At 39.3% G+C, this 21,320-nt stretch carries 22 protein-coding genes; 10 read left to right on the top strand and 12 right to left on the bottom strand.

Annotation, left to right across the window (positions count from 1 at the left end):
• Positions 1 to 70: 70 nt before the first annotated feature.
• Positions 71 to 469 carry a hypothetical protein gene (locus IEW93_RS06090; protein WP_188737990.1) on the top strand — a complete coding sequence of 133 codons (399 nt, stop codon included), beginning with the start codon at positions 71 to 73 and terminating at the stop codon, positions 467 to 469.
• Between the two features lie 361 nt (positions 470 to 830).
• Here IEW93_RS06090 and IEW93_RS06085 read toward each other — a convergent pair whose 3' ends face one another.
• A complete protein-coding gene (locus tag IEW93_RS06085; protein WP_188737988.1) occupies positions 831 to 1,394 on the bottom strand; it encodes a hypothetical protein in 564 nt (187 codons plus the stop codon).
• A gap of 151 nt (positions 1,395 to 1,545) precedes the next feature.
• On the opposite strand from IEW93_RS06085, the gene IEW93_RS06080 reads away from it, so the two are divergent.
• From IEW93_RS06080 to IEW93_RS06065, 4 genes are all read left to right on the top strand, one after another.
• Complete coding sequence (locus IEW93_RS06080) at positions 1,546 to 3,222, top strand: DUF4942 domain-containing protein (protein WP_188737986.1); 1,677 nt, start codon at positions 1,546 to 1,548, stop codon at positions 3,220 to 3,222.
• A gap of 34 nt (positions 3,223 to 3,256) precedes the next feature.
• Entirely contained in the window at positions 3,257 to 3,736 is a 480-nt protein-coding gene (locus IEW93_RS06075) for a hypothetical protein (RefSeq protein WP_188737984.1), read from the top strand.
• 221 nt (positions 3,737 to 3,957) lie between these two features.
• Positions 3,958 to 4,272, top strand: a complete 315-nt coding sequence (locus IEW93_RS06070; RefSeq protein WP_188737982.1) for a hypothetical protein — start codon at positions 3,958 to 3,960, stop codon at positions 4,270 to 4,272.
• A 1,470-nt stretch (positions 4,273 to 5,742) separates the two neighbouring features.
• Positions 5,743 to 6,882, top strand: coding sequence for a hypothetical protein (locus IEW93_RS06065; RefSeq protein ID WP_188737980.1), 1,140 nt, complete (start codon positions 5,743 to 5,745; stop codon positions 6,880 to 6,882).
• Between the two features lie 284 nt (positions 6,883 to 7,166).
• On the opposite strand, the gene IEW93_RS06060 is transcribed toward IEW93_RS06065, so the two are convergent.
• The 9 genes from IEW93_RS06060 to IEW93_RS06020 form a co-directional block, all read right to left on the bottom strand.
• Complete coding sequence (locus IEW93_RS06060) at positions 7,167 to 7,841, bottom strand: RES family NAD+ phosphorylase (RefSeq protein ID WP_229706629.1); 675 nt, start codon at positions 7,839 to 7,841, stop codon at positions 7,167 to 7,169.
• Between the two features lie 3 nt (positions 7,842 to 7,844).
• Positions 7,845 to 8,258 (bottom strand): hypothetical protein, encoded by a 414-nt coding sequence (locus IEW93_RS06055; protein WP_188737978.1) that lies wholly within the window; start codon positions 8,256 to 8,258, stop codon positions 7,845 to 7,847.
• Positions 8,259 to 8,386: 128 nt separating this feature from the next.
• The gene (locus IEW93_RS06050; RefSeq protein ID WP_188737976.1) at positions 8,387 to 8,635 is read right to left on the bottom strand and encodes a hypothetical protein; all 249 of its coding nucleotides are present in this window, start codon (positions 8,633 to 8,635) and stop codon (positions 8,387 to 8,389) included.
• The gene (locus IEW93_RS06045) at positions 8,636 to 8,896 is read right to left on the bottom strand and encodes a hypothetical protein (protein ID WP_188737974.1); all 261 of its coding nucleotides are present in this window, start codon (positions 8,894 to 8,896) and stop codon (positions 8,636 to 8,638) included.
• A 55-nt stretch (positions 8,897 to 8,951) separates the two neighbouring features.
• Entirely contained in the window at positions 8,952 to 9,527 is a 576-nt protein-coding gene (locus IEW93_RS06040; protein WP_188737972.1) for a hypothetical protein, read from the bottom strand.
• 109 nt (positions 9,528 to 9,636) lie between these two features.
• Positions 9,637 to 10,398, bottom strand: coding sequence for a DNA cytosine methyltransferase (locus tag IEW93_RS06035; RefSeq protein ID WP_188737971.1), 762 nt, complete (start codon positions 10,396 to 10,398; stop codon positions 9,637 to 9,639).
• Positions 10,399 to 10,493: 95 nt separating this feature from the next.
• Positions 10,494 to 11,045, bottom strand: a complete 552-nt coding sequence (locus IEW93_RS06030; RefSeq protein WP_188737969.1) for a hypothetical protein — start codon at positions 11,043 to 11,045, stop codon at positions 10,494 to 10,496.
• 239 nt (positions 11,046 to 11,284) lie between these two features.
• On the bottom strand, positions 11,285 to 11,752 hold the full coding sequence (locus tag IEW93_RS06025) for a hypothetical protein (RefSeq protein ID WP_188737967.1): 468 nt from the start codon (positions 11,750 to 11,752) through the stop codon (positions 11,285 to 11,287).
• A 19-nt stretch (positions 11,753 to 11,771) separates the two neighbouring features.
• Positions 11,772 to 15,203, bottom strand: coding sequence for an adenine nucleotide alpha hydrolase family protein (locus tag IEW93_RS06020; protein WP_188737965.1), 3,432 nt, complete (start codon positions 15,201 to 15,203; stop codon positions 11,772 to 11,774).
• Positions 15,204 to 15,357: 154 nt separating this feature from the next.
• On the opposite strand from IEW93_RS06020, the gene IEW93_RS06015 reads away from it, so the two are divergent.
• The 3 genes from IEW93_RS06015 (at position 15,358) to IEW93_RS06005 (ending at position 17,618) form a co-directional block, all read left to right on the top strand.
• Positions 15,358 to 16,533 (top strand): DNA sulfur modification protein DndB, encoded by a 1,176-nt coding sequence (locus IEW93_RS06015; RefSeq protein ID WP_188737962.1) that lies wholly within the window; start codon positions 15,358 to 15,360, stop codon positions 16,531 to 16,533.
• Positions 16,534 to 16,543: 10 nt separating this feature from the next.
• A complete protein-coding gene (locus IEW93_RS06010; RefSeq protein WP_188737960.1) occupies positions 16,544 to 16,852 on the top strand; it encodes a hypothetical protein in 309 nt (102 codons plus the stop codon).
• Positions 16,853 to 17,114: 262 nt separating this feature from the next.
• Positions 17,115 to 17,618, top strand: coding sequence for a hypothetical protein (locus IEW93_RS06005; protein ID WP_188737958.1), 504 nt, complete (start codon positions 17,115 to 17,117; stop codon positions 17,616 to 17,618).
• A 205-nt stretch (positions 17,619 to 17,823) separates the two neighbouring features.
• Here IEW93_RS06005 and IEW93_RS06000 read toward each other — a convergent pair whose 3' ends face one another.
• A complete protein-coding gene (locus IEW93_RS06000) occupies positions 17,824 to 18,966 on the bottom strand; it encodes an RNA-guided endonuclease TnpB family protein (RefSeq protein WP_188737955.1) in 1,143 nt (380 codons plus the stop codon).
• A gap of 63 nt (positions 18,967 to 19,029) precedes the next feature.
• Between IEW93_RS06000 and tnpA the strand changes: the two genes are divergently transcribed.
• Positions 19,030 to 19,452, top strand: a complete 423-nt coding sequence (gene tnpA, locus IEW93_RS05995) for an IS200/IS605 family transposase (protein WP_373284882.1) — start codon at positions 19,030 to 19,032, stop codon at positions 19,450 to 19,452.
• Between the two features lie 49 nt (positions 19,453 to 19,501).
• Here tnpA and IEW93_RS05990 read toward each other — a convergent pair whose 3' ends face one another.
• The gene (locus IEW93_RS05990; protein ID WP_188737951.1) at positions 19,502 to 19,645 is read right to left on the bottom strand and encodes a hypothetical protein; all 144 of its coding nucleotides are present in this window, start codon (positions 19,643 to 19,645) and stop codon (positions 19,502 to 19,504) included.
• A gap of 482 nt (positions 19,646 to 20,127) precedes the next feature.
• Here IEW93_RS05990 and IEW93_RS05985 point away from each other — a divergent pair, with 482 nt between their 5' ends.
• Positions 20,128 to 21,318 (top strand): ParA family protein, encoded by a 1,191-nt coding sequence (locus IEW93_RS05985; RefSeq protein ID WP_188737949.1) that lies wholly within the window; start codon positions 20,128 to 20,130, stop codon positions 21,316 to 21,318.
• Positions 21,319 to 21,320: the final 2 nt, after the last annotated feature.

Genomic DNA, 21,320 nt, shown 5'->3' with positions numbered 1-21,320 from the left:
ACTTTTGCATTTTTAAAGTATACTAGTCTGGTATTAATTACTAGTTTCTACCCTGCTTACTGAGGCATCCATGAACACAAGAATAATGAAAGAACTCACACGCAATCCAGAGGCATTTGCGAGTTTTATAACAAAAGGAGAGTTACCCCAATGCAAAAAAAGTCCAGAAACACCATTGAGAAACCTTATAGAATCGATACCAATGGGAATTTGGACTCAATTTCAAGGAATTCGGTTAAGTCCTGCATTGGGGTTTAACTCTTCTTTGCAGTTTCATAGCCTTCACCAGCTATATCGTTGGTTAGGTGGTAACCAGAAACTAATAGGCAACCAAACCCTACCGTATATGAGCTGGCGTAATGTTAGATTTCAAACTCAATTAAGCATTCAAGACTTAATTTTTCATAGTGCAAAATCACCTTCTAATGATGTATTAGAACGTTATAACCTGACAACTGCTAAGGTATAAATAAATGAACTCTCCATACGTCCAAGAATTTCTTGTCGCACTTGTGATTTCAAGTGTAACTACCCCGTTCATTATTAAGCAACTAACACATTTCGGCATCGAAGCACCGTGGTCATACATCATTGGTTTTATCATCTGGTTCTTCTTATTAATTGGCATTATCCGTACAGGTCTTTTTGATTGAACAATCGGCAAATAATCAGGCAAATACTATCTCGCCTTAACGGTGCTTAATCCATGTAAGAATGGTTGTTGAAGTTCTTATATGCTCTATTCTGGAGTATGAGCATGTATATTTATGCCTTAACTAACCAGGTCGGTGACACATAAAGTTGTGGGTAGGTGCTGAACTAGCAGGAATTTAATTAAGGTTATACGAATTCATGTGGTGACGATAATTTTCTTGGTATACGCTTTCTGCTTTAACAAATTCATTTTCTAGATAACTTAACCGATCTGGATCAGTGATAGGCTTTTCGCAAAGTAATGACTCTTCGCTTATTGCTTTCTCTAAGGTTTGATATCCAGCATCACCACTCACGCCACCCGACTTATCACCGAGACGCCAATAACTAACTTGAAAAGGGCAATCTTCGCGATTACTCTTCTGACTTGGCGCAATTACTTTGTAGTAATTATCTGAAACTTCCATAACCAAAAAACCATCAGCCTCGTACTGAAGCACTAGATTTTTTAATGTTACCCCGCTATTTACTGCTTCATATTTGTTTAGAAGGAAATTTCGAAGCAGTTTACATTCATCATCAGCAAAAAATAGATAATAATCTGCAAGCGCTTCATCAACAGCCAATTCCCCGTATTCTTTTTTCATCTCACGAGAATTACGTAAAAGGGCTTTCCACAAGGCCCTTGAATCTGATTGGTAATCATTGAAAATAGTTCCGATTTTGGCTTCAAGCGTCATAGTACGTAACCTCGTAATTTATCCTTTTGCAGTCAGATAACAATTATATTAGTATCAATTAAGGGTTGTGTCAACGTGATATTTATATCAATTGTGGGTTGCATTCTTTAAGGGGTATGATAAGATGGTTATATCATTTAAAGGTTGAGGCATGAATATGTTTGATGTGATTGCTAGCTCTGAATTGACCCCAGAAACTTCTGGACAATATAAATCTACGACTTTTGATGTTGCATTCCCTGTGCAAACGATTGCCGGTTTAAGTCTGTTTAAAACCCCTGACGCAGAGTCGATAAAAAAGCTATTAGAACATTACATTGAAGATGCAAAACGTATAGAAAACGTAATGGAATTACTTAAAACATCTGATGCACAGTTTGCATTAAACTATCTTCAGTCTGGACCTAATAACTATGTTAACACTCAATTGTCATCGTATGAGTCAGCATTGAAAGGGTTGAGCGCTGATTATTGGAATAAAGCACTGGCTCTAACCGATGTGTTGGATCACATGCCAGCTGATACACGCTTGGAGTGGAAGAGTAATATTTCTAATTGGGAAGCTCCGCTCTTTGAGCGAGATACGGTCATAAGCACAGTGCTCGAGCTGTTGTTGAATCGCGATAAATTTTTGGCTGAAAAGGTCGATCTGATATTTAAAGGTTTATCGAAATCACATGTAACGAATTCGCCAGCTGGATTTTCCCAACGATTCATAATCAATGGGATTATTGGATCAGTGCAAAAGAAAGAGTCGATTGATGATTTAAGACAGATAATTGCATCATTTATGGGTCGCTCAACAACAAAAATGCGCCATATGAACACGGGTTCAATCATAGAGAGAGCATGGCAAAACAATCCAGGTAAATGGTTAGAACTCGATGGAGGGGCAATCAAATTTAAAGTCTTTAAAAAGCAAACTATTCACATCGAAATTCACCCAGATTTAGCGTGGCGTTTAAATGAAATTCTTTCAGTTTTATACCCTCAAGCCATCCCTGAAGAGTTTAAAAGTCGTGGAAAAGGCAGTAAAACGATAAAAGATTTTGATTTAAAGCAGCATCTGCTCAGTAATGATTTGTTATACGATTTGGTACAGTTGGAGGCAACACGTATCTGGGATAGAAGCGGTTATGAACCTCGGTTGACGGGAAGAAAAAATAACAGTGTCACTTGCCGATATCACCTTGATGACAAGACTCGACAATTGGAATTGGATACGTTCTTGAAAAGCTGTGGTGGAGTGAGAACCAACAAATTTTTACAGGAATGGGATTTTGAGTATGACTTTTTAGCGATTAGAGACGACATCATTAGATTAGGTAAAGCACCAGAGCATATTTCGCATCAGTATTACCCGACTCAAGATATGTTGTCTGATGAGGTCATTGCTCGCCTAGAAATATGTTCTACGGATGATGTTCTAGAGCCATCGGCAGGCCTTGGTGCGATAGCAAAAAAAATGAAACCATCAGCAAAAACGGTTACTTGTGTGGAAATATCATCGTTACACGCGCTGGTTTTAGCTGAGATGGGTTTCGATAATGTAATCAATAAAGACTTCATTAAATATGCAGAAACTGCACCTAAATTCGACAAAATTGCTATGAACCCGCCATTTAGCCAGGGCCGAGCAAAGTTGCATGTAGAAACTGCCATTACATTGTTGAAGGGAACCGGCTCAAAGCTGGTGGCCATTGTGCCGCCAACACTAAAAAACAAACTATGTGCTGATGGGTGTAGTATTCACTGGTCAAACAATTTCGATAAACAGTTCGATAAAACGAACGTTACAGTTTGTATTGTTGAGATAGTTAAAAAGTAATGAAGTGCATAACGGATAATCACAAGGCGGGTGTATGAATAAACCATTAATATATAGAGCTTTATTTACGCTTGCCTTTATCGTGCTCGTCATGACATCTATTGGTGGGCTAAAAAGCTATTTTAAACACTCAAGTGAAGCCATTGCAGATGTAAACAAAGAGCGAGAAATCATGGGTTTTCTGATAAATATTGACACCAACATAGATTTGCACAGTGAATGCTCATTAGAATCGAATGGGAAATATACGACCAATGCAATATCAGAAATGAACAAGATTGCTATTGTAAAATGCAATAAAATTACAGGCCTGGCGTTCAGCGAGTTAACAAATGCTGGTGCTGAAGTTATATTGATACAGAAGCAAATAGCACCGTTCTATAATGTCATTAAAAACGCTGATAGTAGCAGTGAGTTCGATAAAAGCGCTGAAGATATTTGCCTAGATAAATTAAGCGACATATTAAACGCCTGCCCGGTTTTACTTAAGCCATTTGTCTCAATGAGTTTTTAACATTCAGGGTTGACGTTCCACCAGCACCCTACATTAAGATGACCTCTTTAGGTAGTAAAACGCTTAAGATGCACCAATGATGTCGTGTTTGAGCACTATAAAGATAACGGACTGAAGACAATTGACCAACAATTTATTCAAATAGTTATTGCTATGGATTGCAATCGTTAACTGCTGAACAAGCAGCGGCAATACAGCCAATGTCACAAAGGTAATTAGCTATGAATCACACAAAAATGAATGAGTTTAAATCTGCATTATACGAATATTCAGGATTTACTCCTGAGCAAATGGGTTGCTCTAAAATTGAAGATGCGAGTAACGCGATTGCTAAGTTGCTAAATGATGATTTACTTATGCGTCCAAATAACCAATGGTCTTTTTCACAGCGTACTCAAATGGTAAAGATAAAGTTACTCGAGAGCGCATTATCTGTATTGGCAGATGATGATTATCATGGATCACATAACAAGATAAAAGAGCTTATATCGCTAATTTATGGAACAGGTATAGGCCAAGAGAATTCAAGAATTTAAATTTGTAAAGAGGCTGCTGGAAGAAAAACAGGGCCTCAATTTCCCCCGCCAATTCCCCTGTTATCCAACGGTTGTTCTAAAAGCCCAGTGAGCGAGTTAATACGTTATTGCTGTTAATAATGATGTCGTGTTTGAGCACTAAAAATAAGCGTTCTGGGTAAAGATGTTGAGTTTAGGTAGTAAAGCAACGCTGCATAAGGCCCATTCAAGATGACGTATTTGAGCACTAAAAAGAGATGCGATGTCGAGATTAGGCAGTAAAAAGTGTGATGAAAAATAAAGATGACGAGTTTGAGCACTAAAACTCAACGTTCTGGGTAAAGATGTTGAGTTTAGGTAGTAAAATGCGGCCATGTAAAGATGACGAGTTTGAGCACTAAAATTCAATGTTTCTTGCTCAAGATGTTGAGTTTAGGTAGTAAAGCAACGCTGCATAAGGCCCATTCAAGATGACGTATTTGAGCACTAAAAAGAGATGCGATGTCGAGATTAGGCAGTAAAAAGTGTGATGAAAAATAAAGATGACGAGTTTGAGCACTAAAACTCAACGTTCTGGGTAAAGATGTTGAGTTTAGGTAGTAAAATGCGGCCATGTAAAGATGACGAGTTTGAGCACTAAAATTCAATGTTTCTTGCTCAAGATGTTGAGTTTAGGTAGTAAAGCAACGCTGCATAAGGCCCATCCAAGATGACGTATTTGAGCACTAAAAAGAGATGTCGAGTCATGAGATGTCGAGATAAGGCAGTAAAAAAGGGGTTTTTAAAATAAAGATGACGTGTTTGAGCACTAAAACAAGATAATTATTGACTGTTTAAAGTAACTTTAAAGCCATGTATAACTTTATTTATTAGCACCTCAACTTGATCAGAATGCTGCCTTATGCTGATCATTTATGGTTTTTATGACTGAATTTATCAAATTGGCTGCCTTATACTGTTGATAAGTCCGTGTTTTTTACTGCTTAATGTAGATCGTGGGCTAATTTTTGTGCATAAAGCTGTTGATAAAAAAATACTGGCTCTTAATGTTGGTTCTTTATGTTGATCTTTATTACTACTCTTTGTAGATCTCAATGGTGCTTGGAGTTGATCGGAATACTGCCTAATGTGGTTGTTTATGGCTGTTAATAATGCCTTATCATGATCGAAAGTGTTAGTAAGCAGTTGATATTGAAGCGCTTAAAATGGCTCCCCTGCCCTTATCTAACCCCCTTTATAAGAGATAAAGAACATCCTATTACCTACTTTTAAATTCTAGTTGTGACTAAGACATGAGTCATCTTGATTTAAAAAACCAATGGAACGCATAGTCTCACAAGGGTTTCAAAGGATAATAAGGACATTAAATGAAAAAGATCTTGATTAGGCACTAAGGGATCGAGATTGGGTAGTAATGGATCAAATTAAGGCACTAACAATGCAATAACCTATTTGCTATCTTATCTTTAAACCGAAATGCTGGGCAAAGAGATGGAAAACTTATTAGCAACTGACGATTCAACCGGTCTTATCCATGAAGATGATGAGTGCTATCAGCAAAAACTTGATTTATTTGCCCTAGTTGACGCCCCAGAAAAACAACTCATCAAAGGAAAATATGTAAGATCACCCTATTCAAATAGCATAGGTACAATTGATTTAATCCCAAGATTTAAGAGGGGTGAAAATGCAATAGTACCAGTTAGCGAATTAGTCGGTAAAAAACTCAAAATTGAAAATAGGTATCGTATTGGCAGGAATGAACTTGTATGCCAAATCCAACCAGCTGTCATTGAACGCACCGTCAACGGTGAAAAAGTGGAGTTTTACGCATACCCTGGTGATCGCGAAGACTTAACCGAAAAACTGCTGTTTTTAATCGCGAGCAATCGAGGGTTAAGTAAGATTAGGATGCCAGGTGGTGTAGACCGTTTTGGGATATATTTCTCACTTTACGAGATCCGCGAAGAATTGAAGAAACTTGGTAAAACGAGGTCATACGATGTTATTAGAGAATCGTTAATCGTAATCCGAGACTCAAGGACAAACATTTCACAGATTGACGGAACAAGAAGTATCACTATTACTCATGATATTTTTGCAGATGCAATACTGGAAGTTTCAGGTTCAGGTAGGGGTAGAGATAGATGTTCAATAACGTTCAGTGACTACGTAATCGAACAAATCCAGCTATTAAATTATAGACAATACCCATTCGCATCCATAAATTCGCACCCATCACCATTGAGTAGGTTTATACACAGCTATCTAACAAACAACTGGACGAACGCAGCAAACGGGGTGACACGACAGTTATTCGTCAATGAAGTGTTCGAGGCCTTCGGTAAAGACCATTTAACAGACGCAGTTAAACGAAGAGACATGCGAACAGGGCTTGCTATTCTAGTTAAAGCTGGATGGTTTACAAATGTCCCGTATTCACAAAAAATGCTCAAGAATGGTAAACAAGAGCACTATTATGAATTGACGCCTACTGAGGTTTTTGTAGAAGAAGTAATTCGCGCAAATGCTAAAAAGAAAGGATTAAGAATAATAGATGACAAAGTGAGAACAGATCCAGGATTTACCTTGCCAGCACAAAAGGGGCGTTTATCTGTTGATTTAAAATAATCGTTCAGGGTATTTCGTTTATCGTTGATTCTTAGTGTAAAATAAATGCTATCTAAGCCTAACGATTTAGTACCGTTTATTATCAGGACCAAGTTGCAAGAACAGCCAGAGGGTTTGCCAAATGAAAAGTGTAATAAGTTGGTTAGAGAAAAGCATCGACGACATACGATGGTCATTAGCTTGTGATGATGAAGCATGTGTTCATTATTCCATAAAGAAATCCCTTCCTCATAGAATCAAGCTTGGTATTGTAGCCATGATGAATAAATAAACTACCTTTGGGGTCATGTAGCTGATGAAATTTGCCTCACACTTATAAAATTCCCGTCCCATATGTATTCATAGTGCGTTGATTGAATTATTTCATGAATCAATTTAGGTGTATATAAGGCGTAGCAGTCAGACATGGGATTTCGCACTGAAGTATATAATAATCCATCATAAACCCCCCTGTACTTTGCGCCAAAAAGTTGTGAAAATGAATAATCATGTTCATCATATATAGGGGAGGAATTCATTGTATCAAGAGTGTCTGCACGAATATCAAGTACATTTCCACTGAAACTTGCCACTAAGCCACGCATAACGATTACGTCGAAATGCAAGTCTGGAATATTAGTTAAAATAGCTTGAGTATGGTGCAGCGTTTCAGCGATTGCGGTTTCCCAGTTCTCTGCCAGGTATAATAATCCAAAGTCGGCATTAGAAAATCGAGTGCCAGACTTGTTGATATGCGTAAACGGTGCTGTGGCATAGGAACAACCTTTAATACCATAAGGGATGTCAGACAGAGGAATAAGGCTAATATCGCCAGTCTCATTTTGCAATCTAGGGTTAGTAAGGCTTTGCAATGCATATAAATACTCAAAATCCTCCTCATCAGCCGAATCATCAAAAATAGCGATAGGTGGAAATTTAGAGTTGATTAGCCTATAAGCTTTTTGTTTATCCAAGTTCACTATCTACCGCCCTCCACTGCGCATGTTATCAATACGACAAAATACTTCGTAAATGTCGATTATATTTCCACCTTTGATGATATCGATTGGTTTGCGGCCGCTAAAAAATGGATTGCCATTAACCATATTCATAAAACCATATACGTTATCTGGGTTACTAAAATACACTCTTAGTGCCGAATGAATGTTTAAGATGTAGCTGACCCTAGTCAACTGATCCTTATCAAGTACAAACCCGGTTTGTTTACCTGACTTGTATTCAAAGAAGCGTGATTTACTAATTCGTAAAATGGATTGCATATCATTGACCTTACAACCCCATTTCATCATGATATTACATGCAGACTTAAAGCCTGCTTCTGAAATCTTAGGATCTGAAAAATCAATAGTATTAGGGTTGGTTTTTGATACACTCATAACTACCTCTTTTACCGTTATACGCATGACCCTATTGGTCTGCAATGGTAATTATAATCCCTAATGGGACTCTTGTATAGTTGTAACCAAATCAATATAAAAAAACAGGCTATGCCTGTTTTTCTAATTTAGAGTTTTAAATACTCATATCCACCAGCATCTGACCGTTTACGCTTAAAGTCAACACGATTGGCAATAATCGTTTCAAAGGCGAATCGGAGCTTCTTCATAGCCACATCCGCTTTATCGGGATTACCATGCATGAAGGTTTCTCTTGAACATCTCGGTGATAATACCTGTCCACTTTCACATTTCATTGCCAAAGATTTTACAAACTCATTGTAATCAAACTTTCCAGTTCTAGTAATGAACGCCATTTAGATTCGATGCTCCTCAATAATGACTTCAATGTCAGGCTCGAAGTCCATACCTATCTTTTTTGCCTCAGAACGACATATCAGCTCAGTAATTGCCATTTCTGTATCTTCATAATCTGCAATCAATTCATCCCAACGCTCTTTTTTCACTAGGAAGTTCAAATGATCGTTGGAACCATATACTTTTCTGACAATAAGAGTGTCGGGTGCTTTAGAATACTCATTAGAATCTGTTGTGGTTAAGTCAGATGGAAAAGTCATGTGAACCTCATTCAAAGTTGTGTTATCGCAGGTTTACGTCAATCATACTCTCGGCTTAACAGCCTTGATTAAACAGTATGTAATGAACATTGTTAGCTCTTGCAGTTTCGATGAGTTCAGCCAAAAAACCACCAGGAATGTCATCAAAGTCATTTGCCAAATTTAATATGTAATCATTGATGCCTGACTCTCCGTTCCCACGGAAATCATAAGATGCGTACTGCTCTATCCAAGCCCATTCAGATACTTCATCTGTGACATCGTAATCGAAAAAATCAGTCATGTTGATGTCAATAATTCTTTGAACTTGAGACGCTTTAAAATAAGCCGCTACTGGTGATTCTGTTGTTACAGCAGTAGGCTCTACGCTCTCATTACGTTTAGTGACATGAGCGCCTTCAAGCGAAATAACATGAGTTGGTTCCTCCTGATTGATATCCGCATAAACGAGGACACGCAGCTCACCTTCATACTTTTCTAAATAAACAGGAATACCGGTATTGTCGGCACTGCAATGGTCAGAATAACCATCAAAATGAAGCGCTAAACCTAACCCGGTATTGTTAACAACATAACCTTCCACATCGCCAAGTTCATCGTTGTCACACTTTAATGTAAATGATTGATTCATTATCAGCCTCGTTCTCTAGTCATGGCGGGTCGCAAGCGCCGTTTGATTAACTGAATAAATGATAGGTGAAAAACACACCGAGCGCAACCCTTAATTGATATATTTGCGGTTATATTTTCTGATTTAAAGGTAGCGGCAAAGCGTAGTTAATTAACCCAGCAAGGTAATGCCCTAAGTGGCTCCCTATTTGAACCCAAACTTTCTTTGATACGCTATTACCAAGCATGCGGTGGACGGCACTGGCTGAGCCTAATTTGCTTACTAGCGGATTATTTCCGTATGCAAATTCCATAACAGCCATTTCAAGTGAATCTGGTAACTGCCGAATTGAGGCGTGCTCTTTAGGGGTCAATTGTCTCTGTAAATCGGGGTTTGTTGGGTGTAACAGCATAGGGGCGCCCACTCGATGTGCGGCATACGTGGCAGTAATACAGGAGATAAGCGTTTCACATCCCGTGTAGAGCATGTTTTTAAAGTTTAGTGCAGGTTCATTCACCTTTCGTTTAATGTGATCCATTGTACGCCACAGTGGGGCATCGAGGGGAATGTACTCAAGATATTGTTGTAATGGGGTTAAAGTAACTTTGGCTGGTGGCTTTAACTTAGATAGTTCTAACTCAGGTAGCCCATTGCTTACCGCGACAACACAGACCCGAGGGCGGCTTTCTTTCAACACATCTTTAAATTGCATGAAAACAATACTCATGTAGTCATAAGTGGCATCTGCATGCGTAGGTATAATATCATCAATTTCTGAAGTGATTTGATGGCACAAGCGTACCGCATTGATCTGTGCTTCAAATGCATTTAGTAACTGGTCGCGTTTTTGGCAAAGTGATTCGATGAGATGAACTGTAATAAGTTGATTCATATAAACCTCATAAAACTGGTCAGTGTTAGCGATTAGAACGGGCAAAGGAGTAAATCCATGAAAAAAAGCCACCAAAGGGTGGCCTTGCTCAAACATTAACTAACTATATTTGGTCGGTAGTACCAACAATGAACAGGGTCATCGTTCACAACACTGGCGACATGGCATAGGCTGAAAAGCTCAGTAAGCTCATCAATAGTGTTTGCTAAGGTGACGAATTCATTACGTGTAGGGTTTGGGTGGCGCTTAAATAGAAGGCGCTTGGCTATCGGAAAAGCAATTAAATAAATCGATTCAGAAATACTAAGGCTCTGAAGTTTATAATCCAAGATTGTCTTGTCAGTTAATGGGGTTGCTTTGTTTATCAAAGACTGTATGTGTGAAGTGAATGAAGCCCCATTAGATTCAAACTCGATTCCATCAGATTGATAAAGTCCATCATCAAATTGCTCAGCCATCACAGAGCAATAATGATGCAGTTCATCTTTAGGCCCAATCCATTCTACTTTCGTATTCCATCTAACAAGGTAATCATTCGCGCCTCTTGCCCGGCAAAAAATAACATACAAATCTTTGTCGCTATATGATGATGTTAATTCTCTTGGTAAAGCATTAACGCAGAAATTTTTAACAATATCAGAACTCATACGGTGAACCTCGTTTTAGATATAGGCGTGTCGTAGGCGCCACTTAATTAACTTACTTAATAGTAAGTTAACTCCAACCAAAACGCAACCCTTAATTGATATATTATTATAAACAAAATCACCCCAATATTAGCCCGTGGGTTGATGTTAAGTATGCCAATGTCCTGACAAAAATTGAGTAAGGCTTTGACATTAAATTATATGGGTGTGTTATACCGATGAATTCAACGACGCCCCGCTTAGTCCTTACTGTTTTCAATAACGATCAGCTTTACTATTTCTTCGAATGCTTGGCATGCGCGTACAATGTTCGGGTATAAAATCACGTTATCAAGCTCAATCAATGCTTCGGTATACGTCATGCCTTTATTAAATACCAAGTTGAATAATGCTTGATATTCCTCTTTTGGTGGTCTTTTGTGTAGTTCGCAAATCAATTCAATAGCGTTGTCATTTAGTGGAGGTTCCAGTTTGAATCGTTTCAATTGATTAATTGCGTGCTTTTTTGTCACAAAGACGTCAAATGCTTTGGTGACATATCGGCTCAAAGGATATCGAATCTCAGATAAATCAATGTCGCCACCGGTAATGAACGCATTGTGAATAATTCTTGCACACTCAGGATCTCGAGACTCTGTGATAAATTGTTTAACTGCCACAAACTCTTCTTCAGAAAGCGGCTTAAATGGGTTTTTTAATACTCGCATAGTAACCTCTGCTTATTCATCAACTTGCTGACAGCAAGGTGTTAAATTGATTAATATTGTTCTTCATTAACACCGCTAGTTTTGCGGTTTTTACCGTGGCTTTAAGCTTCGTCACTGCCGCCCCTTTAATGCTGGTAGGGTTATAGTTAAGCAAGACACTAAATGGCTCAAGGTTTTTGATTACGCATCTTTCCATGGCGTTTTGAAATTGATAAATACTGTTTTCATAGCGTTTATTTTTTTTAGCTTCAGTGTTTGCGCTAGAAATGTCTGAAATAATGCCATGTCCCAGGTAGTCATTATGGTTTGCATAAGCCAGAGCTTGAACTAAATGGTGTTCAATCAAATGGCGGTTAGTACGCTCAACATGCAAACTGACAAATTGCGCAATATCATTAACACTCACTTTCGTTTGCCCACCAGCAATATAGCTGTAACCTTGGATATTGAGCGTTAATGCGCTGTTATTGGCCATACCAATGAGTTCATCAAGCGCAATTCCGAGTATTCTAGCAAAATCGGTTAAAGTAACTTTAATGTTTTCGATGTTTTTTGAAAATTCAGCTAAAAACACGTTGAAGTCATCAAAACTCTCGGTTATTTCATCAGCCTCATCTTTGATTGCTAGCGTTTTTAGGGCCATGTTTGGGTCGGAAATCACACCGGCATATTCGTTTAGCCACATAGAAAGCTTCGCTGCCCTTAATTCTGCGTCTGAGTTGAATGAAGCATAAACCTTAGCGGCCAGAAAGCTCTTGCTAATACGAAGATAGTGCCCGGCAAACTCACCCAATCTATCCAACACGCTAGAAAGTGCGATATTGTCATTAACTTTTGCAAGGCGTTGCTTCATTTTACGGCGTTCGATATGTTTAATAAATCGAGTTGCTAGTAAATGCTCAACTTTTTGTGCCCGGTGCTCATTCATGGTAATAATATTGTTAATTTCTAATAGTCTTTCTAGCTTCATGTTGGCTAAATTAAACAAACCAGCTTGATGAAATATTTCAGTGCGCTTTAATGTGCTAACAAAGTTACTTTCTAATCGCATACTGACACTAAGACCGGTTGTATTGGTGATAGTGTACACAGGCCCAGTTCCGTAAAACTCGCGAATAGGCTTTCTGTCTATAATTCGATTCGTTAACACGGTGTCATGATGACGCAACAAACGGTCTATGCCGCCATCATTCAGCCAAAGCGTGAATAATTCATCGTCAAAAATAAAATTAAGTGATAAATCATTAGCATCTAGTTCAGATGTTCCTACATTAATTGACTGGTTAATCTTGTAGTCAGGAAGCCAATAGCTAACTGTATTGATACGCTGCTCAACTTCAGACGCACGCTCATTGACGCTATACATTTTAAGCGATGCCCTACCAGGCACATACCGGCCAAGTGATTTGTCATATACGCGTTTTCTTTCAGAAAACTGGCGGGTTTTAGCTGATTTAGCACGTTTTCGCTCACTGTAGTATGCAATATCACTGGTAAACAACGTTTGATCTGAAAACTCATGGTCAGATACGAGCTGGTATTGGTTGTTTTGTAATGCCGCCTCGCTACCGTTTTCTGCATAGTTGTGCCTGGCCAAATCAAGACATACGTTCAATAGTGATTTATTAGCATTTAAGTCGATAGTCTTACCGGATTGTAAACATTTTGCATTGACCACATCTTTGCTGGTGGCCAAATCTAGTCGATACGTTAAGCGAACTTTACGGGTATTTGCGCTGGTGCTTTGGCTAAATAACTGCAAATCATGTTGCTGGTGGGTCTGCACAGAAGCATCTGCCCAATAATCAGATAGCGAAAAAGGAAGCAAGCTTTTTAAGTATGATGAATTAAGCAATTCACCATGCATCGTTTTCAATTCATTAAACGAGTATTTAGAAGGCGTAAATAATTGTGCTACCACAGCATCAGGGATCGATTGCGTTCTTAGTTCGTCTTGGAATGATAGTAACCCTTGCAGAGAGCGTTTAGCGTTCAGCTCGGCATTGGTTAAAGGGTAAGGAAGGCGCTTGCCTTTTAACACCGCATCCCAAATCGCGAGTGGACGATATGGTAGCGCTGTAATGCCGTGTAACGACCACAGTAGCGAAAGCAGCACCCCATGCTTATAACTGAACAACTCAAACATTGGTCCTTTAAGCATGCGATTGGTGTACATTTCAACATATTGCTGACGAACGCTAGTAGTAAGAGAGGTATCTTGCAGGATGTCTTTGATACCGATGTCACTTTCAGTATTACCCGCTTCATAGAGGGTCACGAAATCTTCATGGATCTTTAGACTATCGAGTGTAATTTGCGACGCGTACCAAACTAACTTTTCTAGCACCGACGCTTTAAGTACGTTTGGCTGTAAAAAGACATTGTTATTACCACTGCGGTCATATGCTCGAGCATGAAATGCGCGGCAGTTAATATCATCGCTGACTCGGGTCAAATAATCACGAAAGCGCAATGTAGAATCACCGAATCGTGACCAACGAGTATATTCATTGAGCTCCTTAGCACTTTTGTCTTCGCTTACCATGCCGCAAGTGACACAACCAAAGCGAGCGATTTTACCGCAACCATTTTGCTTTGGTTTTTCATCTTCAGAAGTGACAAGCTCACAGCGTTCATTGCTGCCCTCGCCATAAATCGACAATAAAAGGCCAAAGTTTTCGCCATAGCATTTAATTTCGGTTCCAGGGAGGCGTTTGTTGTTTATTCCTATACCGGCATGGGTTAAATAGGCAATGACATCATCAACCATCCAATCCCCAATAGGAGCGAAACGAAACACTTTACTGGTTACCCCTTCAGCCTTCATTTTAGTAAGCAATGCATCAGCTTTAAGCGATTTAACACCTTGCTTTGACATATTGCTACTTCTGCGAGCTGACTCATCAGAACGTTGCCCAGCAACGGAAACCCACGGGGCTAGCTGATATTTCAAAGGCAAACTGGCTTTAATACCTTTTAACGCTCGAATATTGGAGTCAACTTTAAAGATTTTTGAACAATCAGCTGAACGACCTGATGATGAGGTCGCAATTAACTTTTGTGCATTAGCGAACAAAATCATCAACTGATGATGAAAAGGTGGGGTAACGATTTTGGCATGCACATTAATGCCCAGCTCTTCACAGCGTTTAATAACATTCTTATGTGCATAATCGACATAACATTGAATTGGCTCTGGCTCTAGCAATGTATCGACGGTAAGAATAACTAACGGATGGTCTTTATCTATAAGTCCACCAGCCAGTGCCCGTCCCATGGCTTCAATTGCGGCATTGGTAATGGTTGTTGAGTCTTTACCGTGAGATGTAGATATTTGCAAACATACACCTGCACTCAATAGTGTCACATATTCTGCAATCAACTCTTCGCTGAGTTGGTAAGCTTGGCGAGCTACGCCTGCCTTGAGAGAGCCTAAATCAAAAAATTGCATGATGTTTATACCGAGTAAAAATACATGTGACAAAGATAACAGTATCAATTGTGGGTTGCAATCTTTATTTGATATATTTATATCAGTTAAGGGTTGCGCTTCCGGTTGTGCTGTATTAGTATCAATTAAACGTTGAGAAACTTAAGGCAATTACATGAACAACATAGAACAAGAGATGCATATCCCTAATTATTCGATAACAGCACATTCTGATTTATCGATGTTAGTTATGGCAGGTCAAGAAGGCATTGGGCAAACATTCAATACCAAGTTGACTTATGCTCAGTGTGTTGAATTTATTGACATAGAAGATGAAACAATACCAGAGCGCGAGAGACTTCAGCGTAATGCAGATAAGCTAAGGGTTAATGCCATTTGCGAGTATCTAATTAAGAGGAATAACACGTTTTTTCCTGGTGTTATTCTCGTGGTATCTCAACTTGACCTTACACCACTGGATATTGATTTTGGGTCCGTAAAACTCTACAAGGCAGTCCTTCAAGCTGGAACGGATCGGTTAATGATTGATGGGCAAGGTCGGTTAAGCGGTATTACAAAGGCATTAACTGTAAGGCCTGATTTAGCCGAACATCATCTTGATGTGAAAATTGTGGTGGTAGGTACAAATAAGATCCGAGACTCATCAAAATTTGTTACACAGATTTTTGCCGATTTGCATCTGAATCTTAAGCGCCCGAACTCAAGCCAATCAATTTGGTTTGATAGTGAAACCCGTTTAAGCTGCCTGGCTAACGATATAATGGACACAACAGATCAACTAGGGTTGCCCTTTGCTGGTGGCGTTGCGGTGAATGGCAAGTTGTCAACAGGGCAAATATTCACGCTAGCAAATGTAAGCGATTTTATTTCCATTATTGTGGCTTCTAGTACAAGTAAAAAAGCTGTTAATTCGGTTTTGTCTGAGGAAGATAGCTACGAATTATATAAAGTATTAATCGCACAATACATAGAGAAGCTTTACTCGGTACTGCCATTTGCTGAAATACATAACTCTGATTTAGGTGCGTGGAAACAGGCGTTAAACAGCAATATATTGACTTGTGCGATAGGACTTAAAGCATTGGCGTGGGTTGGTCGTTCGATTATTGAAGATGCGCTAGAAAATGGCCTGTCAGAGTTGAATTTTGCACCGCTAGAACGGATTGGGGAATTGCCGATTTGCGATAAATCCAATGAATTATGGTTGAAGAAAGGAGTATTCAACAAAGAAATTGATGGCAAAATTAAAATTGTAAAGTCATCAGAAAAGCGTCTTGCGGCAGTGATTTGTCAGTCAATCAGATTATTACCAGCCGCAGAATTGGTTTGAGGGATTAGTAATGCAGATATTTGACCTAAAGGCTTCGAGATGTCCAGATGCGATGTTGTACATTAGAAGAGCTATCGATGCCGCTAGCAAAGGTATGTTTACTGGTGAGTTGGAGATCAGGACTATAGAACAAAGTATTGAGCGTGATTTACCATATTACGTTGCACAAATTGAACATGTCACAATTGTTGATGTTCACAGCACCTCATTAAGTGAATCAACCAAAGTGGAGTGGGTTGAAAACGACGATGCGATAGAAGATGACGTAAGCGATGTGCATAAGCAAATAATATTCAAGCTATCATTTACCCCATGTTGATCTAACGAGGAGTCCGAATCAGAATTAATTCTGTCGTTTAACAAACCATAAGCTCGGTTGAGCTCGACCGGGCGTTAACTACATCAAACTTCCAATTAATACTGGCCTTATTGTTATTCCTGGTTTCCTCCCAAGCCTTAAACGAAAGCCGGACGTCTATTTCAATTTCTACCATATTTAACCAAATGTAATGTTTTGGGGTGCATTTAGAGGGGTTTTAATGTACTTTATATGTAGTTTATAATTCGTTTTGGTAACCGTTATGAGTCAAATAAAGCTACGCAGGAAGCAAAAAAATGCGTCCGTGATTAATGGTTTGTATGCTTATTTCAAACAATCGCACCTCGTTATCCTTGCCAAAATAACCAACAGAGAAAAAGTCTTAGGTCTTTTGTTTGGTAGGTTAAGATACTGTAGATATTTATTTGATGAGCCAATTAGCAAAGAAAATTATATTAAAAATTGGTACCTAACTAGGCGCTCGCTAGATAGTTTAATTGTAATGATCACGACTGCCAATCCAGGTAAATATGCGTTTCAATTACTTGAAAACATCATTTGGTTGTACAGTTCTACCGAAAAAAACTTAGCAGCCGAGCTAAATGAAAAGGAGCTGGCTGACGAATGGTTGCTGATGAAGGGAGCGCTTTCAGAATTATTGTTGCTTGAACCCGACAATGCTTCACAAATAGCTAAGGAACACTTGCGCAATATAAAGGCCAATGAAAAGGCTTACTTTCAGGTTCAATACATAAAGTTATTTTAAATGTAAATTTTATCATGCATTGCGTTTGGTTAAACGTTAGCCTCAAAAACGCTTATGTGTATGCGCGAAGTCGAGGCCTCTTCAGTAGTTGTGTTTTTGTCTAGTTAATTTGCCCAAGGCGTAAGCTCAAAACGGGCGTGACTACTCACCGCCCTATCGTGCGATGCTTCTTATTTCGTTAGCCGTTGCTCGATAGTATCGAGACTTACGCAGCTTCCATAAGCAGAGACGATTGTCCAACCGCCTTTAATTCTAGAATGCCTTTATCGCGGATATTAAGGGCGGCATTTAAGTCGCGGTCTATATCTGTAGTTCCGCACGACGGACAATCCCACTTGCGAACTGATAAGGGCATATCATCCATTTTATGACCGCAGCAATGACAAGTTTTAGAGCTGGCGTACCACTGGTCGAGCTTAACAAGATGCTTGCCTTGTTCTTTCAACTTGTACTCCAGCTTAACAACAAAGCTATGCCATGAGGCATCTGCTATGTGTTTTGCTAGCTTGCGGTTTTTCATCATGTTTGCCGATTTCAATGTCTCAACTATCACTGCTTGGTTTTCGCCAACGAGAGTTCGAGAGAGTTTGTGTTGAAAATCAGCGCGAGCATTCGCTACCTTTTCATGGCATTTAGCGACAAGAATTCGAGCTTTCGCACGATTGGCGCTGCCTTTTGCTTTTCTGGATAGCTGACGCTGCTTACGTCTTAGATTCTTCTCTGCTCGTTTTACAAATCTTGGATTGGCTGTCTTTCTGCCATTTGACTCAATCGCAAAGTGTGACAGACCTAGATCAATACCAGTAACTTTATTGATTGAGTGAATCAAAGTAGGAGCTTCAATGCCATCGTCCACAAGGATTGACGCATAAAACTTACCCGTCTTGCTCAAGCTGAGAGTGATACTTTTAACCTGACCAATTATCTCACGATGGATATTGGCTTTGACGGGTTTCATCTTAGGTAACTTAATTGCACCATCAAGCACCTTAACACCAACGCAGTGATAGCTCGATTGCTTTCCATGCCTACGCTTAAAGTTTGGGTGCCTGGCTCTTAATTTAGGGTTAAAGAAGTTATCAAAGGCTTGGTGAAGGTTAATAACAGATTGCTGCAAGGCAATAGAGTCATATTGCTTCAACCAGTGGTACTTGCGCGATTTCTTAGCAACGGCAAGCAGTGGCTTGATGTCCTTTTTAGGATTCAGTGTGACACCATGCTTGCGGTACATATGAGACTTTAAATGCAGTGCTTTGTTATACGCAAAGCGCACAGCGCCAAACTGGGCAATTAAAAACCCAGCTTGATCTTGTGTCGGGTAAATGCGTACTTTTGTTGCTCTTAGCATTTTCAGTGCTCATGTGTAGAATGCCCGTATTCTATGGCTTAAAAAGGTAATTGTAAAGTGAGTGTGTTTGATAGTGATCAGCTGAATGGCTATCTCAAGAAAAGACATAGTGTTAGTAAGTTGGTGGTGCATTTGGTGTTTACAACGAAATATCGACGCAAACTGTTTACAGGGATTATGATCGAGCAGTTGAGAGAGGCTTTTGAATCGGCGTGTGTAAAGCTTGAATGTGAATTGTTCGAGATGGATGGCGAACAGGATCACGTTCACTTGCTGATAGCGTACCCGCCAAAATTGTCAGTTAGTGTAATGGTCAACAACCTTAAATCTATTTCATCAAGAATGTTGAGATTGCAGAATACGCACCTTACAAGGCAAAGCAAAAGTGCGGCTCTGTGGTCACGCTCTTACTTTGCTTGTACGGCAGGAGGCGCAACAATCGAAACATTAAAGGCTTATGTAGAGAGTCAATCAACGCCAGATTAAGCCGCTTTGCGTCTTACGCCTTATATCCCCGCCCAGTTTGGGCGAGGGTTTACGGCGAAATTGCTAAAATAGTTTCATATGGCTGACCTTTGGTGAAGTTGGCCGCAGTAAGATTGCCTCCTTGTAGCCAAATTCGCGGAGTTCCTTTGGTATTAACGCCAACTTTGTAATAACCATGTTGCTTAGCTTGCATAAGAAACCTCATTTGCTCGAATAAATTACGAAATTCATCATATCCGAACAAACGAAATATATCAACTAAGAGTTGCGGCTGTTTAATGAAAAATGTTTACTCAACTGTTTTGGTTATAGTTTTTGGTAGGATTTGTTGGAGGGGAAAAAAAGATGTGGCTGATAAGCCAAAAGGGAGAGGTATAGATTTATCAGCCACATGGAACATGTAAGGTATCAACTTAACAATTACATGATAAGTGTATTTGTGTTAAAGTCAAGAAGTTTATTATTGGGTTTTGTTACCAAAATAACAATCATATTTTTGCAATGGTGCGTGCTGCAAATTAAATTTTTGGACTAAAAATCTAGTGCTGCATCACTTTTTGCAACAAAACATCAAAAAGTGATGCAATGGCGTTAAAAGTGGTGTAACGTATCGATAAATGGTGTTAAAAGCCAAAAATGATGCTAACGGTCTGACATTGATTAAGGTGAACATAAATGAGCCAAGAAACACAAAATAAACTTGATGCCCTTGCACAAAGCTATGCGGGTATCAGTTACGACCACATAACAACTTATTCATGTGGTGATGCGCCAAATGGAAAATTTTATCGAAACTATAATCAGCGTGAAGTAATTTCAGCGGTACCTGAAGCCAGAACTGGTCGCATCATCAATAAAATTTGCGACGAACTTGGTATCGATTACAAAGATGGCAATGCGTGGCGTATAAACCAACAAGATCTTAATAAAATTAAACAATATTTCGAAATTAAACGCACCGGTAAAGTTGAGCGCAAACTTACACGGGCTCAAGTAGTCTTGATTGGTATTTTGAAGGGGGGTAGCGGTAAAACAAGCACTACCACATTGTTAGCAACTGGGATTTCAAGTATTCCTTCACGTATTTATAAAACACTAGTTATTGATTTGGACCCACAAAAGACTGCCAGCTCACAGCTGGTGCCTAATATTCAGGTAGAAGACATCACTATTGGTGACCTTATGATGCATGAGGGTACTGATGCCGAGTTTGAAGAAAAATTATCACTATCAATCAAAAAAACAAACTTCCCAAATCTTGACGTTATTGTCTCTGGAGATCGGGACCGTGGATATGACATCTATGTAAGGGAAAAAGAATCAGCCGCCAAAGATGGCGAAGAATATCAATGTTATAAAGATTTAGAGCGGGTTATTGAGGCAGTCAGAGATCAATATGACATCATCCTCATCGATACACCACCGCACTTTGTCGCAGCTAATCTATCTGCTCATTATGTTGCCGAACATCTTATCATGCCTGTCAGACCGAGCGAATATGATTGGGATTCAGCAGGTATGTATGTCAGTTTTTTAGCAAGGACATACAAGGTCCTAAGACATCTAGGGCATAAGGGTTACAAAACAACAAAGTTGCTAATATCATCAATAACGCCAAATTCCAATGCAGAATCACGATTATCACAGAAGCTAAGACAGGCCTCTGGGGCTGCAAATTATTTTACCTCGTCGATTCCAAGATCTGATGCAATAGTTGCGTGTGCTGAGCAGCGTTGTACGATTTTCGATATGTCATTGCACGAATTTAAAGGTACCCGTTCATCATTTCTTAAAGCCCAACAAGCCATTACACCATTGGTATTTGAATTCGAATTAATGATCAATGAATTTGAAGGGAAGGAATAAAT

It is taken from the genome of Shewanella inventionis (genome assembly GCF_014641855.1).
Lineage (GTDB): Bacteria > Pseudomonadota > Gammaproteobacteria > Enterobacterales > Shewanellaceae > Shewanella > Shewanella inventionis.
Note: the sequence above shows the minus strand (reverse complement) of the source record. Positions and strands in the feature narration are given on the sequence as shown.